Annotated in this window: 16 protein-coding genes, 4 tRNA genes and 1 pseudogene; 1 reads left to right on the top strand and 20 read right to left on the bottom strand. The window is 70.0% G+C overall.

What is annotated here, in order from left to right; translation table 11 throughout:
- Positions 1 to 116 precede the first annotated feature (116 nt).
- The 16 genes and pseudogenes from ACQEVZ_RS30685 to ACQEVZ_RS30610 all read right to left on the bottom strand — a co-directional run bounded on the left by ACQEVZ_RS30685 (position 117) and on the right by ACQEVZ_RS30610 (position 10,136).
- On the bottom strand, positions 117 to 806 hold the full coding sequence (locus tag ACQEVZ_RS30685; RefSeq protein WP_354890825.1) for a hypothetical protein: 690 nt from the start codon (positions 804 to 806) through the stop codon (positions 117 to 119).
- Entirely contained in the window at positions 803 to 1,621 is an 819-nt protein-coding gene (locus ACQEVZ_RS30680; protein ID WP_433372928.1) for an ATP-binding cassette domain-containing protein, read from the bottom strand. Before ACQEVZ_RS30680 ends, ACQEVZ_RS30685 begins: the two co-directional genes overlap by 4 nt.
- A gap of 61 nt (positions 1,622 to 1,682) precedes the next feature.
- A complete protein-coding gene (gene rplA / locus ACQEVZ_RS30675) occupies positions 1,683 to 2,405 on the bottom strand; it encodes a 50S ribosomal protein L1 (RefSeq protein ID WP_344501847.1) in 723 nt (240 codons plus the stop codon).
- Between the two features lie 85 nt (positions 2,406 to 2,490).
- On the bottom strand, positions 2,491 to 2,922 hold the full coding sequence (gene rplK / locus ACQEVZ_RS30670) for a 50S ribosomal protein L11 (RefSeq protein ID WP_033357679.1): 432 nt from the start codon (positions 2,920 to 2,922) through the stop codon (positions 2,491 to 2,493).
- A gap of 120 nt (positions 2,923 to 3,042) precedes the next feature.
- Positions 3,043 to 3,642: pseudogene (gene nusG / locus ACQEVZ_RS30665) on the bottom strand (transcription termination/antitermination protein NusG); the annotation flags it as partial.
- A gap of 167 nt (positions 3,643 to 3,809) precedes the next feature.
- Positions 3,810 to 4,274: a preprotein translocase subunit SecE gene (gene secE, locus ACQEVZ_RS30660; protein WP_344501849.1), complete on the bottom strand. Its 465-nt coding sequence runs from the start codon at positions 4,272 to 4,274 to the stop codon at positions 3,810 to 3,812.
- Between the two features lie 175 nt (positions 4,275 to 4,449).
- Positions 4,450 to 4,522 (bottom strand) — tRNA-Trp (locus ACQEVZ_RS30655).
- Between the two features lie 123 nt (positions 4,523 to 4,645).
- Positions 4,646 to 5,044: a MaoC family dehydratase gene (locus ACQEVZ_RS30650; RefSeq protein ID WP_344501850.1), complete on the bottom strand. Its 399-nt coding sequence runs from the start codon at positions 5,042 to 5,044 to the stop codon at positions 4,646 to 4,648.
- A 1-nt stretch (position 5,045) separates the two neighbouring features.
- The gene (locus ACQEVZ_RS30645) at positions 5,046 to 5,492 is read right to left on the bottom strand and encodes an FAS1-like dehydratase domain-containing protein (protein WP_344501851.1); all 447 of its coding nucleotides are present in this window, start codon (positions 5,490 to 5,492) and stop codon (positions 5,046 to 5,048) included.
- 75 nt (positions 5,493 to 5,567) lie between these two features.
- Positions 5,568 to 5,735, bottom strand: coding sequence for a 50S ribosomal protein L33 (rpmG, locus tag ACQEVZ_RS30640; RefSeq protein WP_033357682.1), 168 nt, complete (start codon positions 5,733 to 5,735; stop codon positions 5,568 to 5,570).
- Positions 5,736 to 5,835: 100 nt separating this feature from the next.
- Positions 5,836 to 5,908, bottom strand: a tRNA-Met gene (locus tag ACQEVZ_RS30635).
- 34 nt (positions 5,909 to 5,942) lie between these two features.
- Positions 5,943 to 6,015 (bottom strand) — tRNA-Thr (locus tag ACQEVZ_RS30630).
- 586 nt (positions 6,016 to 6,601) lie between these two features.
- The gene (locus tag ACQEVZ_RS30625) at positions 6,602 to 9,136 is read right to left on the bottom strand and encodes a putative bifunctional diguanylate cyclase/phosphodiesterase (protein WP_433372921.1); all 2,535 of its coding nucleotides are present in this window, start codon (positions 9,134 to 9,136) and stop codon (positions 6,602 to 6,604) included.
- Positions 9,137 to 9,201: 65 nt separating this feature from the next.
- A complete protein-coding gene (locus ACQEVZ_RS30620) occupies positions 9,202 to 9,420 on the bottom strand; it encodes a hypothetical protein (RefSeq protein ID WP_433372918.1) in 219 nt (72 codons plus the stop codon).
- 160 nt (positions 9,421 to 9,580) lie between these two features.
- Positions 9,581 to 9,904: a hypothetical protein gene (locus tag ACQEVZ_RS30615; RefSeq protein WP_433372915.1), complete on the bottom strand. Its 324-nt coding sequence runs from the start codon at positions 9,902 to 9,904 to the stop codon at positions 9,581 to 9,583.
- 151 nt (positions 9,905 to 10,055) lie between these two features.
- Positions 10,056 to 10,136: transfer RNA gene (locus ACQEVZ_RS30610), tRNA-Tyr, on the bottom strand.
- A gap of 99 nt (positions 10,137 to 10,235) precedes the next feature.
- On the opposite strand from ACQEVZ_RS30610, the gene ACQEVZ_RS30605 reads away from it, so the two are divergent.
- A complete protein-coding gene (locus tag ACQEVZ_RS30605; protein WP_433372912.1) occupies positions 10,236 to 10,730 on the top strand; it encodes a YajQ family cyclic di-GMP-binding protein in 495 nt (164 codons plus the stop codon).
- A gap of 4 nt (positions 10,731 to 10,734) precedes the next feature.
- Here the strand turns inward: ACQEVZ_RS30605 and ACQEVZ_RS30600 are convergent, their stop codons facing one another.
- The 4 genes from ACQEVZ_RS30600 to ACQEVZ_RS30585 all read right to left on the bottom strand — a co-directional run bounded on the left by ACQEVZ_RS30600 (position 10,735) and on the right by ACQEVZ_RS30585 (position 14,778).
- Positions 10,735 to 10,884 carry a hypothetical protein gene (locus ACQEVZ_RS30600; protein WP_344501856.1) on the bottom strand — a complete coding sequence of 50 codons (150 nt, stop codon included), beginning with the start codon at positions 10,882 to 10,884 and terminating at the stop codon, positions 10,735 to 10,737.
- 37 nt (positions 10,885 to 10,921) lie between these two features.
- Positions 10,922 to 12,127: an MFS transporter gene (locus ACQEVZ_RS30595; RefSeq protein ID WP_433372907.1), complete on the bottom strand. Its 1,206-nt coding sequence runs from the start codon at positions 12,125 to 12,127 to the stop codon at positions 10,922 to 10,924.
- Positions 12,128 to 12,212: 85 nt separating this feature from the next.
- A complete protein-coding gene (htpX, locus tag ACQEVZ_RS30590; RefSeq protein WP_344501858.1) occupies positions 12,213 to 13,085 on the bottom strand; it encodes a zinc metalloprotease HtpX in 873 nt (290 codons plus the stop codon).
- A gap of 88 nt (positions 13,086 to 13,173) precedes the next feature.
- Positions 13,174 to 14,778 carry an NADH-quinone oxidoreductase subunit N gene (locus ACQEVZ_RS30585; RefSeq protein WP_433372904.1) on the bottom strand — a complete coding sequence of 535 codons (1,605 nt, stop codon included), beginning with the start codon at positions 14,776 to 14,778 and terminating at the stop codon, positions 13,174 to 13,176.
- Positions 14,779 to 14,857: the final 79 nt, after the last annotated feature.

Genomic DNA, 14,857 nt, shown 5'->3' with positions numbered 1-14,857 from the left:
GTCGCCTGCGTTGACACAGGGCCTTCGATGTCCACTCACGCGGACATGACCAGCGGTCTTCGGGTTTCGATGGAAACTGTACTTGACTCGCCGTGCGCAACCAAATCGCGGCGCGTCTACGGCCTGGTCCGCCGCAGGTGGGCGTAGGCGGCGACGGCGAGCGCGGCCCACACGACGCCCCAGCCGGTGGTGACGGCGACGGCGGTCAGGTCGGCACCGCCGACGGTGTCGCGGGCGGTGGTCATCAGCGGCGGGGCCAGCCACGGCGCCGGCGAGCTCTTCAGGCCGAGCACGACCGCCATGACCACGCCGCCGACGAGGATCGCCAGGCCGCGGGCCGCCTGCCCGGACACCGCGCGGCTGGCCAGGGCACCGAGGCCGACGGCGGGCAGGAGCAGCAGCAGGTGCGCCCACAGGCCGAGCGCGATGCCCTCCCCCAGCGGCGGGTCGCCGACCTTCTGCGGTCCGGTGACGCCACCGACGAGCCACGGCAGGATCATCGCGACCAGGATCACCGGCAGGGCGGCGACCAGCGCCGCGGCGACCCCCGCGGCGGTCTCCCGGCCGGCGCCGAGCGCGACCCTGCCGATCCGCCGCTGCACGTCGGGCTCCACGTCGAGCAGGAGCTTCGTCTGCCAGGCCAGGACCCCGAACAGCACGGCCGCGGACACCCCGTAGGCCTCGCCGGCCTGGGACTGCCCGCCGCCGTACAGGATGGACAGCACGACCAGGGCGGCCAGCAGCGGCGCGGCGGCCCGGCCCGTCTGGACGAAGCCCGCGAGCCGCATCCTGACCAGGGCGGTCACCGCTCCTCCCGGACGCCGAGGACGTCGAACCCGTCGGCGCGCAGCCTCGCCACCGCCCGGTCCGCGTGCGTCGCCGCGACGGCGAGCTCGATGATGCGCCTGGCGGCGGGGCGCTCGCCCCGGGGGCCGGTCACGCCCTTCCGGCCGTCTTCGCCCACCCGGCCGTCTTCGCCCACCCGGCCGTCTTCGCCCACCCGGCTGTCGTCGCCCACCCGGCTGTCTTCGCTCACCCGGCCGTCGCGGACGTGCCAGCGGCGGGCCCCCGGCAGGCGGGCGACCTCGCCGAGGTGGTCGCTGATGAGCACCGACCCGCCGCGGGCCACCACGTCGGCGACGATCGCCGGCACCTGTTCACGGGTCGCGGCGTCGAGACCCTCCCACGGCTCGTCGAGGACCAGCAGGCCCGGCGGGTCCAGCAGTGCCTGGACGAGGCCCACCTTCTGGGCGGAGCCCTTGGAGAGGCGGCTCAGGCGTACATCGAGAAACCCCACGAAATTGAGGCGGTCGGCCCATTCGTCGATGCCGGCGCTGTCGGCTCCGCGGATTGCCGCCATGTGCGTCAGGTAGGCCCGGGCGGTGAACGGCTGGTCGGCGGGGAACCGCTCCGGGACCCAGCCCACCACCGGCGGCCTTCCGGAGACCGTGCCCCGGCCGGGCCTCAGCACCCCGGCGGCGAGCTGGAGCAGGGTCGACTTGCCGGAACCGTTGGGGCCGAGCACGACCGCGGTCTCGCCGGGACCGAGCTCCAGGTCGACGTGCTGCAGGGTCCACGCCGCATTGCGGGCGTACCGGAACCAGACGTCGTGGAACTGCACGCCCCCGAACATAGACGACGGCGGGCACCCTCGGATGCCCGCCGTCGTCGTGCCGCTGTGCTTACTCCGCGGACGCGTCGTCCTCGAGGAGGTTGCGCGTGCGGTTCGGGTCGACCGGGATGCCGGGGCCCATGGTGGTGGTGATGAAGATCTTCTTCAGATACTTGCCCTTGGCCGCGCTCGGCTTGGCCCGGTTGACCTCGTCGAGGACCGCCGCGTAGTTCTCCACCAGCTGCTGCTCGGAGAAGCTCGCCTTGCCGATGATCAGGTGGAGGTTGGAGTGCTTGTCCACCCGGTAGGTGATCTTGCCGCCCTTGATCTCGTTGACCGCCTTGGTGACGTCCATCGTGACCGTGCCCGTCTTCGGGTTCGGCATCAGGCCGCGCGGGCCCAGGATCCGCGCGATCCGGCCGATCTTGGCCATCTGGTCGGGGGTGGCGATCGCCGCGTCGAAGTCCAGCCAGCCTTCCTGGATCCGGGCGACGAGGTCGTCGGTGCCCACCGCGTCGGCGCCGGCGGCCTCGGCCTCAGCGGCCTTCGGGCCCTGCGCGAAGACGATGACGCGGGCGGTCTTGCCGGTGCCGTGGGGCAGGTTGACCGTGCCACGGACCATCTGGTCGGCCTTGCGGGGGTCGACGCCCAGCCGCATGGCCACCTCGACGGTGGGGTCGAACTTGACGGTGGTGGTCTGCTTGGCCAGCTTCACCGCGGCGATGGGGCTGTACAGCGCGTTGCGGTCGACAAGGTCCGAGACCTTGCGGTAGTTCTTTCCGTGCTGCGACATGTCGCTTTTACTCCTGTGGTGATCGTGCGGGCGCTTTCCGCGCCCTCCCACTTGGTCTTTGGTTGTGCTTGCCGGCGGAGCTTGATCAGTCCTTGACGACGATGCCCATGGAGCGGGCGGTGCCGGCGATGATCTTCTCGGCCTGCTCGATGTCGTTGGCGTTGAGGTCTGCCATCTTCTTCTCGGCGACCTCACGCAGCTGGGCCTTGGTGATCGAGCCGACCTTGTCCTTCTGCGGCACGCCCGACCCCTTCGGCACGCCGGCGGCCTTGAGCAGCAGGCGGGCGGCGGGCGGGGTCTTGAGGATGAACGTGAACGTCCGGTCCTCGTAGACGCTGATCTGCGCGGGGATGATGTCGCCGCGCTGGGACTCCGTCTGGGCGTTGTACGCCTTGACGAACTCCATGATGTTCACACCGTGCTGACCGAGCGCGGGGCCGACCGGCGGCGCCGGAGTGGCCTGGCCGCCCGGCAACTGAAGCGTGAAGGTCTTGACGAGCTTCTTCTTCGGAGGCATGGCTGCTTTCGTCTTCCTGGGCTGGAGTTTCGTGCCTTGTTGTATGACGGCTCGCGGCCGTCTCCACGCACGACTGAGCGCCCGGCACTTGGCCGGACGCTCAAGCGTACCGCAGACGAATTAGATCTTCGTGACCTGGTTGAAGTTGAGCTCGACCGGGGTCTCCCGGCCGAAGATCGAGACCAGGACCTTGAGCTTCTGCTGATCGGCGTTGATCTCGCTGATCGTGGCCTGCAGCGAGGCGAACGCGCCGTCGGTGACGGTGACCGAGTCGCCGACCTCGAAGTCGAGGACCTTGACCTCGGGCTTGCCGGCCTTCTTGCCCTCCTGCTGCACCACCGGCGCGAGCCACTTGAGGACCTCGTCCAGCGACAGCGGCGCCGGCCGGTCGGCCCGGTCGGTCGCGCCGACGAAGCCGGTCACGCCGGGCGTGTTGCGCACGCACGAGTAGGACTCCGCCGTCAGCTCCATCCGGACGAGGATGTAGCCGGGGAAGACCTTGTTCTGCACCTGGGTGCGCTTGCCGTTCTTGATCTCGACCTCTTCACGAGTCGGGACCTCGACCTGGTAGATGAACTCTTCCATGTCGAGGCTCGTGATACGGGTCTCGAGATTCGTCTTGACCTTGTTCTCATACCCGGCGTAGGAGTGCACCACGAACCAGTCACCGGGCGCGAATCGCAGTGCGGCACGCAGCTCGGCGACGGGGTCCTCGGCGTCGGCCGCCGCCCCTGCCGGCTCGGGGGCCGTGCTGGGCGTGGAGGCCGTCATCACCGTCGACGTTTCCTCGTGCTGCTCGTCGTCGGTTGAGGCGGTCTCGTCGAATTCCTGCACGCTGCTCACTTCCGTCTGTCAAGTCTTCGCATCTGCGGCCGGTCCGCTGTGGACTACTCCGCTTTGTTGCCGAAGGCCCAGAGGACGCCCTTGGCGAGCAGGTAGTCGAGGCCACCCACGATCGTCAGCATCACGATCACGAACACGACGACAACCACCGTGTAAGTGGTCAGCTCTTTGCGGGTCGGCCAGATCACCTTACGCAGTTCGGCGACAACCTCGCGGACGAAGTTGATGAGCCGCGCGAAGATGTTGTTCGAGCTGCCCTCTTTGACCTTGGTCTTCTTCTTGTCCGTCTCTTTGACGTCCTTGGACTTGGCCTTCGCGTCCTTGGACTTCGTCAGGACCGTCTTGCCGTCCGCGTCGTCGTCATCGGCGTCCACGTCATCGTCAAGGTCGCCGTCGAGCTCGTCGAGCTCATCGGCGAACTCCTCCTCGATGGCCGCGTCCTCGGCGCTGAGCTCCTCGTCACGGCGATCGTCGGCGGGGTCGGTCCCGCGTCGCCTGCGTTCGGCCACTTTCGCCCTCTTCCGTGATCTCGCGAGTGCTCGGTCCGATGAGTGGCCCGCGGATCCGCCCGACCAGGGCCACCGGCGATGAGCCGGCGGCACTCGGCGGGACCAACCCGTGACCGCTGGAGGTCCGACCCGATCGGCGGATCGGGCACCCCAGACCCAGGTCAGGCCTTCGGCGCAGGGGCGACAGGACTTGAACCTGCAACCTGCGGTTTTGGAGACCGCTGCGCTGCCAATTGCGCCACACCCCTTCGTGGTGATCGCGCCTCCCGGACCCCTCTTCAGAGGGTGCCGAGAGGTTGCTCACCCCACGGGCGACCAGTGTACGGGTTCGGGTGGGATATCCCAACCACCCCCCTCCACCGAGTCGCTCTCTATGCCCTGACCAGGGCTTTTGCGGCACCAAGAATCTTGTCGCCGTTGCACGTGGCGGTGATGTCGATCTGCGCGACACCATCCTCCGCTACCCGCTTCACGACGCCGCTCACCACGATCTCGGTGCCTTTGTCGTCGTCCGGGACCACCACCGGGTTGGCGAACCGGGTGGAGTACTCGACGATCGACGCGGTGCCACCCACCCAGCAGGCAACCGCCTGTCCCGCCAGGGCCATCGTCAGCATGCCGTGCGCGATGACACCCGGCAGCCCGACCGAGGTCGCGACGCGGTCGCTCCAGTGGATCGGGTTGAAGTCGCCGGAGGCCCCCGCATACCGCACCAGATCGGCGCGGGTCACCTGGAACGTCTGCGGCGGGAAAACGGTGCCGACCTGCATCTCAGCCCTCCCCACGGACCACGAGCCGGGTCCAGATCGTCACGACGAGCTCGCCCTCGACGGTCGACACCTCGTGCCTGGTCGTCAGGAACGCGTGCCCGGCGCGGCTGCTGATCTCCTCCACCGCCATCACCGTCACCAGATGGTCGCCGGCGACGATCGGCCGCTCGTAGCGGAACGTCTGCCCGCCGTGCACCACCCGGCTGTAGTCCAACCCGAACGCCTGGTCCTCGACCAACTGCTGCCCGGCGTTCTGACTCAGGATGATCGCGAACGTGGGCGGGGCGATCACGTCCTTGTAGCCCTTGGCGCGCGCCTCGGCGAGATCCCGGTGCACCGGGTCGCTGGCGCTCACCGCGTCGGCGAACTCCCGGATCTTCTCCCGGGCGACCTCGTATGGCGGGGTCGGCGGAAACACCCGACCCATGTACGACTGATCCAACGGCATGGTGTGCAACTTACCGCTGACACGAAAAAGCCCCGGCCGTGGGCCGGGGCTTTGTTCCTTCGTTCCTGAGACTGGTTACCGCGTCTCGCGGTGCACGGTGTGCTTGCCGTCCCGGGGGCAGAACTTCTTCAGCTCGATGCGGTCCGGGTCGTTACGGCGGTTCTTCTTCGTGATGTAGTTCCGCTCTTTGCACTCCGTGCACGCCAGCGTGATCTTCGGACGAACGTCGGTCGCCTTGGCCATGGCGAAGTGCCTTCCTTCAGAGCGGGGTTCAGGTCCAGCGAACGAGCATAGCGGCTCACACTGGCAGTCGCCGAATCGGACGACCTCTGTGGTGCGTCTGTAGCGGTGGCCGGACTTGAACCGGCGACACAGCGATTATGAGCCGCTTGCTCTACCATCTGAGCTACACCGCCGCGGCGGACTCGATGACTCAAGCCCGGTCTCTCGAGCCCCCTTACGGAATCGAACCGTAGACCTTCTCCTTACCATGGAGACGCTCTGCCGACTGAGCTAAGGGGGCGCATCAAGTGCGATCCCGCACATGCGCTCGCTAAGCGTACACGGCCCTCGCCGTGGCACGAAATCGAGTTCCCCGAAGTGGTGTTTGCCCAGCTTGTGCCCCCTGCCTCCGGCGTGTCTCCCCGCTTCGGCCGACCCTTCCCGCACTCGCCGAGTGGGCCACGTCACCACCTTCTCGCGGATGCGCCACCGTCCAGCATCACTGCCTGCCGCACCGGCCTGAACGTCGCGCAGCCCCGGTCCAGGGCGCTGCTTCGTGTGTCGCCGCGAACCCACTGCACCGGGGCGCGCCGCCGGGTGACGATTCGGCCGGGAGGTCGGCGGACGACCGGGACCCTTGGTTCCCGCATGTCGCGGAACCGCTCGGGCCTCTCCGAGAGGCACAGGGGCCTCTAGAGGCAACGTCCGCCGGCACGCCCTACGCCCGGCACGTCCACGCCCGGTGACCACCGCGCCGGAGCCGCGTCGCTCTGCCACATCACCCCGCCGCGTCGCCCAGCCCAGCCGCCCGCCCGTGTCGCCCCGCCGGATCGGTTGGCGGGCCTACGGCGCATCGCAGGGCACGGAGCTCGGCGGCTGGAGTGGGGCTACGGCACGGCGCGGAGCCAGCGGACCTCGCCCGCGGGTGGGACGGTGGGGTCGGCGTCGGCCTGGATCTGGAGCCAGGACTCGAAGCGCTCGTAGGGCAGTGCGCGGCTGAACAGGAAGCCCTGACCCATGTCGCAGTACATGTCCTCGAGCAGCCCGAGTGTGAGCTCGCTCTCAACGCCTTCGGCGACCACGGCGAGCCCGAAGTGGCGGGCCATGTCGACAACGGTCCGCACGATCGCGAGATCCGCGGTGTCGGTCGCCATGCCCTGCACGAACGCGCGGTCGATCTTGACCTCCTGCACCGGCAGGCGGCTGAGGTCCGCGAACGACGACCGGCCCGCGCCGAAGTCGTCGACGGACAGCAGCACGCCCAGCTCGCGCAGGCGCTTCAGGGCGGGAACGCTGCGGCCGCTGCCGAGCAGCTCCTGCTCGGAGAGCTCCAGGATGATCCGCTCGGCCGGCACGCCGTGCTCCTCGAGCAGCTCCGACACCTGTAACGGGAAGTCTGCGTCGCCCAGGGTGCGGACCGAGATGTTGACCGCCACGGTGAGCGAACGCCCGGCGTCGGCCCATTCACGGGCCCTGCGGATGCCTTCTTTGAGGACCACACTGTTGAGCCGGGCGAGCTGACCGGTGTGCTCCGCGACCGCGACGAAGTCCGGCGGCGCCACCTGACCGTGCACCGGATGCTCCCAGCGGGCCAGGCACTCCACCCCGACCAGCCGGCGGTCCTTGAGCGACACCTTGGGCTGGAAGTAGACCTCCAGCTCGCCGGTGTTGAGCGCGGCATCCAGGTCCGCGGCCAGCCCGACGCGCCGCACAGAGCGCGACTGCAGGCCGGCGTTGAACAGCTGGACGATCCCGCGCGACTTCGCCACCGATGTGGCCACCACGGCCCGCTGCAGCAGCGCCTCGGGCTCCGAGCCGTGGTCCGGGTAGATCGACACACCGACGTTGGTGTCGACGTCGATCGTGAGCGAGTCGATGACCATCCGGTCGCGCAGCCCCGCCCGCAGCGTGTCGGCAACCGCCGCGGCCGCCTCGGCACTGGCCGTGCGCAGCTCGACCGCGAACTCGTCGCCGCCGACCCGAGCCACCAGCGCACCCTGCGGCGCCAGCCCACGCAGCCGCTTCGCGACCTGGATCAGCACCTGGTCGCCGGCGTCATGCCCCAGCGACTCATTGACCTCGCGCAGCGCGACGACGTCGAACAGCAGCACGGCGACGACCTCGCGCGGTCCCCGGCCGGTCATCGCCTCGCCCAACGCGGTGAGCATCCGGCGCCGGTTGGCCAGGCCGGTGAGCGCGTCGTGGTTGGCGTCGAACTGGAGCCGGTCGACCAGGCGGCTGTTCTCGACCGCCGCGCCGACCTGCAGCGACACCGTTTCCAGCAGCTGCACGTCTTCTTTGCCGAAGAGCACCTTGTCGCCGAGTCGGCCGGCGACCTCCAGCGTGCCGATCGCGACGCCGCTGGAGCGCAGCGGCACGACGATGATGTCCTTGACCTGCGCCTCTTGCAGCGCGGACTGCAGCTCCGGCCCGCCGGCCCTGGGCCCGGCGACGACGGTCTGCCCGGTGCGCATCGCCAGCTGCCGGAACAGGTCCGGTGTCGGGGCGCTGTCCAGCAGCCCCTGGTAGTCGAACCTGGACGACAGCAGCATCTCGTGATGGCGCCCGTGCCGCGGCAGCCAGAGCGTCGCCGAGTCCGCGGTCAGCAGCGCCCGCACCCGGCCGAGCAGCACGTCCGGCAGCGTGCCGTCGTGGTTGGTCGCGGCGATCTCACGCGTCAACGCATAGATCTCGGTGAGGTTGCGGTGCTGCCGGAAGAACTGCGTGTAGGAGCGATACAGAATGAACAGCACGATCGCCAGTGCGACCAGCAGCAGCGCACCCCAGTCGCTGGCGACCAGGGCGAGCAGCATGACCAGGCCCAGGACGATGTTGACGCCCATCACGGCGAATCCGGGGACCGACGACTTCAGGAACTGCGGCAGCTGGCCGACGCCCTGCAGCAGCACCATGACGCCCGCGATGGCAGCCAGGGTGACCACGTTGCCCGCGAGGATGGCCATGCCGAGCACCAGCCACGTCAGCGGCGAGCCGCCGCCGTGCAGCCCGAACTGGAACACGATCAGGTTGGCCGTCGCGGTGCCGGCGAAGTGGCTGGCGGCGTTGAAGGCGACCTTGTGCCAGCTGAACCGCGCACCGAAGACGTTCCACACCAGCCCGGCCGTCACCCGCACCGCCAGGACGAGCCACGGCGAGAGGTAGTACAGCGCCAGGATGAGCGGGATCTCGTTCATCTTGGTGCTCAGGCCCTGCCGCCTGATGTCGAAGCGGAGCTCGAGCGGCGTGGCGAGGGTCGCGAGGGCCAGCAGCGCCAGCGCGTGACCGTAGTGGTGCCCGACGTGTGACGGCCGGTCGGAGAGCAGGATGGGGAGCGAGAGCAGGACCCCCAGGACGAACAGGGGAGCCGTGATCAGCCACGAGTGGACCTCAGAGCGGCTGATCGGAACCTTTGGAGCCGGCACCCATTCCCCTACCTTTCGGGCATGGAGCCTGGTGCATCACACCGTCCGCGACGCGGGCGGGCCGGCTAGCTCCAGTCCCAGCCTTCAGTGACAAAGATCGGCTCGACCACCGGCGGGGCAGCCTGCGGCTGGATGGCGCGCAGAACGCTCACCAGTCTCACCACAGATCCCTCACTGTCCGTGCTCGCATGCGCTGCACCGGCCGAGACACCGAGCGCAACCACGCCAGCGCCGATCATCACCGCGAACCGTGTCATCCAACGGCCAGGCGTCGTCTCTCGCATCTGTCGCTCCCATGCGATCGCAGTGACATCAGGGTCCCGTATGGATACCCACGATCCTGCCACAGCCAACGTCTGATCCAACAGTGCGAGGGCCAGGATGAAGCGCCACCACGGAAGAATCGACCTTTCGGCCGATTCCGATAGTGGCGATCCGGCTACATCAGCCCGCCTGATCTAAATCCCTGGCAACTTTTTCGCGACGCCGGGAGTCAGACCTGCCCATCTTTCGTCCCCTGACGGACGGGAGACGGGGGGCCTCGTCGCGCATCTCACGCCAACCGGCTTCGGGATCGTCGGCAAGGACCGCGGACTCGACCCAGCCGACCGCATCCCGCTCGGAGTCGAACGACCGGACCCGGAGCCGCCCGTCGGGGCCGCCGCGCCGGAGCTCCACCTGCCACCGACCGCCGGCCGCGTTGCGCACGAAGACGTCCCGCCGCACGAGCCGGGACCACCGCCCGTTCCACCACTGCCGCTCATTCATGGGTACATCTTAGAACGCATGTACGACAATTTTCGGAGCTTCGGGAGCAGGCTCAACCGGTAGCTTGCCTACAGGTCTGGGGAGGGCCGCCGGAACGAGAACGGCCCCGGACCAGAGTCACCCCCGGTCCGGGGCCGTGCTGTCTTGCCAGTGGCGGGTAGAGGATTCGAACCTCTGTAGCTTTCGCGACGGATTTACAGTCCGCTCCCATTGGCCGCTCGGGCAACCCGCCTGGCGGAAGCAAGAATAGCGGTACGCCCCGGGGGCAATGCAAACGGGTACCCTCGGCACGCCCATACCGCCAATCGACCGCACCTCAGGAGCAGCTGCCATGGCTTCGGCACCCTCGTTCGACATCGTCAGCAAGGTCGACCGGCAGGAGGTCGACAACGCGCTCAACCAGGCCGACAAGGAGTTGGGGCAGCGGTTCGACTTCCGCGGCACCGGCGCTGAGATCAAGTGGGCCGGGGAGGAGACGGTCAGCCTCCAGGCGGAGACCGAGGAGCGCGTGGTCGCGGCGCTCGAGGTCTTCAAGGAGAAGCTGGTCAAGCGCAACATCTCGCTCAAGTCGCTGGACGCGGGCGAGCCGCGCGCGTCCGGCAAGACGTACAAGATCGACGCGAAGATCGTGCAGGGCATCGAGTCGGAGAAGGCGAAGGCGATCTCCAAGAAGATCCGCGACGAGGGGCCCAAGGGCGTCCAGGCGCAGATCCAGGGCGATCAGCTGCGCGTGACCGGCAAGAAGAAGGACGACCTGCAGGCGGTCATCACGCTGCTCAAGGGCGAGGACTTCGGGATCGCGCTGCAGTTCACCAACTACCGGTGACGGCTCAGTCCTGGCGGGCCGGCGGGCGCCGCTCGGGGCGCTCCGCGGTCTCCTCGGCCCGGATCAGCACGAAACTGTCGGTGTCACAGATCTCGGTGTCGGCCTTCTCCCGATGATCGGGGTCTGCCAGCACGGCGTGGATCGGCAATGCCATGAGGCTGGACCATACACGGACGTGCTCCTGGCATCACTCATGTGAGTGACGTCTGCGTGGCGGCCCGCGCGATCGCGCCGCGCGGGTTGGCCGCCACCAGGGCGCCGAACGCGACAGCGGTGCCCGCCAGCAGAAACGCCCAGACGACGCCGCCGGGGCGGTCGACGACGAGTCCCATCGCGGCGACGCCGGCGGCGCTGGACGCCACGGAGACGGTCACCAGCCAGGTGTACGCCTCGTTCAGCATCGATCCGGGCACGATCTGCCCGACGAGCGAGTTCTGCACGGTGAGGGCCGGGGCGATGGTCGCGCCGCCGAGCACGAGTGCGATGCCGAGCGCCAGCGCGCTGGGCATCGCGGCCAGGATCAGGATGCTGGCGGAGACCCCGCCGAGCAGCCAGCCGAGGCGCCCCGGCGGGCGCGTGCCGAAGTAGAAGCCGCTCACGGCGCTGCCGATGCCCCACACCCCGAGCAGCAGCCCGCCGACGCCGGCCGGGTCGTGCTCGACGTACGCGGTGGCGTACGCCGGCACCGCGACCCCGACCCCGCCGAACGCGAACCCGAGGCCGAACGCGGTCACCAGCAGCGGCACGAAGCCGGGGACCCGCAGCGGGCCGAGGCCCTTGGCGTTGGTGTGGTCCGCGTGGCGGCGCCAGGACCGGATGGCCCGGCCCCGGGCGACGGTCAGTGTGCCGAGGAGCGTGACGCCGGCGGCGGCGCCGAGCGCGACCGCGGGCTGCCACAGCACGACGCACAGCGCGACCAGCATCGGCCCGGCCACGAAGACGACCTCGAACAGCGCCGTCTCGGCCGCGAGCGCCGTCACCCGAACGTGTGGCAGTTCGGCGGTCAGCGCGTTCCACGTACCGCGCACCGCGGCCGTCAGCGGCGGGAACGTGGCGCCGGCCAGCACCGCTGTACCGACGACGAACGGCATCGGCGAATGCCGGAGCGCGACCACGATCAGCGCCGCGAGGGCGAGCGGGTGGGCGATGCCGGTGACGAGCAGGACCGGTCCGGGACCGACCCGGTCGGCGAGCCGTCCGGCGATCGGGCTGGCCGCGGCGCCCGCGAGGGCGTAGACGGCGCAGGCGGCGGCCGCCTGCGCGTACCGGCCGGTCGTCTGCTGCAGGAGCAGCAGCAGCGACAGCGAGACCATGCCGATGCCGAGCCTGGCGATCACGCCGACGACCAGGAGGACCGGTGCGCCGGGGAGCCGCCAAACCGCCGCGTACTGCCGCAACGCACTGCCTCATTTCCTGCCGGTAACGGGTGAAGAGCCTGCCGATCCTAACGGCAGGCTCCGGTCACCCGTTCAGGAATTTGCGTCAGCGGCGCGTGACACCCGCCATCTGCTCCAGCCTGGCGATCCGCTGCTCCATCGGCGGGTGGGTCGAGAACAGCGATGCGATGCCCCCGCTCCGCAGCGGGTTGTCGATCATCAGGTGGGCCTGGCTGGCGAGCTGACCGTCGGCCGGCAGCGGCAGGGCCTGCGTACCGCGATGGATCTTGCGCAGGGCGCTGGCCAGGGCGAGCGGGTCCGTGGTGAGCCGGGCGCCCGACTCGTCCGCCTGGTACTCACGGCTACGGCTGATGGCGAGCTGGATCACGGTCGCGGCGAGCGGGCCGAGGATCAGCATCAGCAGCAGGCCGCCGATGCCCGGACCGTCGTCGTCGCTCGACGAGCCCCCGATCGGCAGGAAGATCGCCAGCTGCGCCAGCATGGTGATCATGCCGCCGAGCGCGCCGGCGACGCTGGAGATGAGGATGTCGCGGTTGTACACGTGTGACAGCTCATGTCCGATCACGCCGCGCAGCTCGCGCGGGGTGAGGATGCCGAGGATGCCCTGCGTGACGGCGACCGCCGCGTGCCGTGGGCTGCGCCCGGTGGCGAAGGCGTTCGGTTGCGCCGTCGGGCTGATGTACAGCCTGGGCATGGGCTGCCCGGCGGACGTCGCGAGCTCCCGGACGATGGCGTAGAGCTCGGGCGCCTGGGCCTCCGTGACAGGCTGGGCGTTCATCGCACGCAGGGACAGCTTGTCGGAGAAGAAGTAGCTGAACGCGTTCATGCCGAGCGACAGGAACACGGCGACGACCAGGCCGGTGCTACCACCGAGCCAATAGCCGACGAGCAGGATCAGCGAGGTCAGCAGCCCCAGGAGAGCCGCCGTCTTGAGACCGTTGAGATGCCTGTGCTGCATACCATCTACAACACCCCGGTCGGCCGTGCCCCTTCCCTACGCCGGCTGTGAGCTGGCTGAACGTCTCGTCCGAGCCTCATGCAGTGCCTCATGGGGTGAAGAACGCTGCCAGCTCGAGCACTCCCTGCGGCGCCAGCCCGACCAGCACCGCGAGCACGGCGGCGACCCCGACCGCCGCGGCGACCGGCCACCCGGCGCGCACCGGCGCCGCGCCTGGGGCCATGACCGCTGCGATGGCCGGTGCCGGCGCGGTCACCGTGGTCGTGGTTGTGGCGGGCGCCGGTGCGCCCGCAGTGGTCGCGGTCGTCGCGGCTGTGACGGCCGTCACGGTCGCTGGTTCCGCGGAACCAGAGAACAGGCTCGCGACGACCCGGATGTAGTACGCGAGGCCGATGACCGCGTTGATCGCGACGACGATCGCCAGCCACGCCGCGTCACCGCCGAGCAGGGATCGCACCACGGCGACCTTGGCGAACAGGCCGGCCAGGCCCGGCGGCAGCCCTGCGAGGCCCGTCAACGCGATCACGAGGACCGCCGTCAGCCACGGCGAGCGGCGGGCGAGCCCCCGGTAGTCGGCGATCTCACCACCGTCGGCACTGCCCCGGACCGCGACGACGGCGGCGAACGCCGAGAACTCGAGGATGACGTAGAAGAGGGCGTACGCGACGGTCGCGGTGACGGCGAGCGCGACCGCCTCGGTGGTGCGGCCGCCGGTCGCCAGGAGCGCGCCGAGCGGGGCCAGCACGTAGCCCGCCTGGGCCACCGACGACCAGGCGAGCAGCCGCACCATGCGCCGCTGCCGGAGGGCGACGAGGTTGCCGACCGTCATGCTGAGCACGGCGATCACCGCGAGCGTCAGCCCCGACGTGGCGAGGACCGGACCGCCGGCCAGCACACCGACCAGCAGCAGCGCGACAACCCCACCGAGCTTCGAGGCGGTCGACAGGTACGCGGCGACCGGCAGCGGGGCGCCGTCGTACGTGGCCGGCGCCCAGGCGTGCGCGGGCACGGCGGCGACCTTGAACGCCAGCCCCGCCAGCAGCAGCACCATGCCGACCTTCAGCAGCGGGCGCAGCTCGGGCACGGCGAGGTCCGCCCGGGCGATGTCGGCGAGGTGCACGCCGCCGGTCGCCGTGTACACGAGGGCGGCCCCGAGCAGCGCCACCGCCGTCGACACGACGCTGACCACGAAGAACGTGACCGCCGCCGACGCCCCGGCGGTGGCGCCGCGCCTGATGCCGACCAGCAGGTACAGCGGCAGGGTGAGCGTCTCGAGCGCCACGATCAGCGTGATCAGGTCGCGGGCTCCGCCGAGGACGACCGCGCCGGTCAGCGAGCAGGCGAGCAGGAAGCAGTACTCGCCGACGGGCACCTCACCCGTCCGCAGCACCGGCAGCGACAGCGCCACCGCGCCGAGCGCCAGGATCGCGAACGCGGCACCGACGGCTGCGGCGGCCGGGTCCGCCACCAGCGAGCACTGGTCGGGCCCGACGCAGAACGCGGTCCGCCGGCCGGCGTCACCGAGCCCCAGCCCGACCCCGATGGCGGTGCCCGCGGTCGCCACCATCCCGAACGCCGTCGTCCCCACGACCGCGCCCAGCCTGCCCGGCGCGACCAGGTCGGCGAGCAGCACGAGGACCGCGGTGGCGGCGGCGACGTACGTCGGCAGGAGCGCGATCTGGTCGATCGTCATCGCCCGACCTCCCTGACAGGCTCACGGCCCACCGGCCCGGGCGCGAACCCGGACTCCGGGCCAGGCAGAGCCCAGGCCG

The sequence above is a fragment of the Dactylosporangium sp. CA-152071 genome (assembly GCF_050936335.1).
In the GTDB taxonomy this organism is placed as follows: domain Bacteria; phylum Actinomycetota; class Actinomycetes; order Mycobacteriales; family Micromonosporaceae; genus Dactylosporangium; species Dactylosporangium maewongense.
This window is presented reverse-complemented; position numbering and strand designations above follow the sequence as displayed.

What these genes read in the sequence shown, in the direction of transcription:
- rplA (WP_344501847.1), bottom strand. Translation starts at nt 2,405, where the DNA reads ATGTCGCAGCACGGAAAGAACTACCGCAAGGTCTCGGACCTTGTCGAC.
- rplK (WP_033357679.1), bottom strand. Translation starts at nt 2,922, where the DNA reads ATGCCTCCGAAGAAGAAGCTCGTCAAGACCTTCACGCTTCAGTTGCCG.
- ACQEVZ_RS30650 (WP_344501850.1), bottom strand. Translation starts at nt 5,044, where the DNA reads ATGCAGGTCGGCACCGTTTTCCCGCCGCAGACGTTCCAGGTGACCCGC.
- ACQEVZ_RS30645 (WP_344501851.1), bottom strand. Translation starts at nt 5,492, where the DNA reads ATGCCGTTGGATCAGTCGTACATGGGTCGGGTGTTTCCGCCGACCCCG.
- rpmG (WP_033357682.1), bottom strand. Translation starts at nt 5,735, where the DNA reads ATGGCCAAGGCGACCGACGTTCGTCCGAAGATCACGCTGGCGTGCACG.
- ACQEVZ_RS30620 (WP_433372918.1), bottom strand. Translation starts at nt 9,420, where the DNA reads ATGCGAGAGACGACGCCTGGCCGTTGGATGACACGGTTCGCGGTGATG.
- ACQEVZ_RS30615 (WP_433372915.1), bottom strand. Translation starts at nt 9,904, where the DNA reads ATGAATGAGCGGCAGTGGTGGAACGGGCGGTGGTCCCGGCTCGTGCGG.
- ACQEVZ_RS30605 (WP_433372912.1), top strand. Translation starts at nt 10,236, where the DNA reads ATGGCTTCGGCACCCTCGTTCGACATCGTCAGCAAGGTCGACCGGCAG.
- ACQEVZ_RS30600 (WP_344501856.1), bottom strand. Translation starts at nt 10,884, where the DNA reads ATGGCATTGCCGATCCACGCCGTGCTGGCAGACCCCGATCATCGGGAG.
- htpX (WP_344501858.1), bottom strand. Translation starts at nt 13,085, where the DNA reads ATGCAGCACAGGCATCTCAACGGTCTCAAGACGGCGGCTCTCCTGGGG.
- ACQEVZ_RS30585 (WP_433372904.1), bottom strand. Translation starts at nt 14,778, where the DNA reads ATGACGATCGACCAGATCGCGCTCCTGCCGACGTACGTCGCCGCCGCC.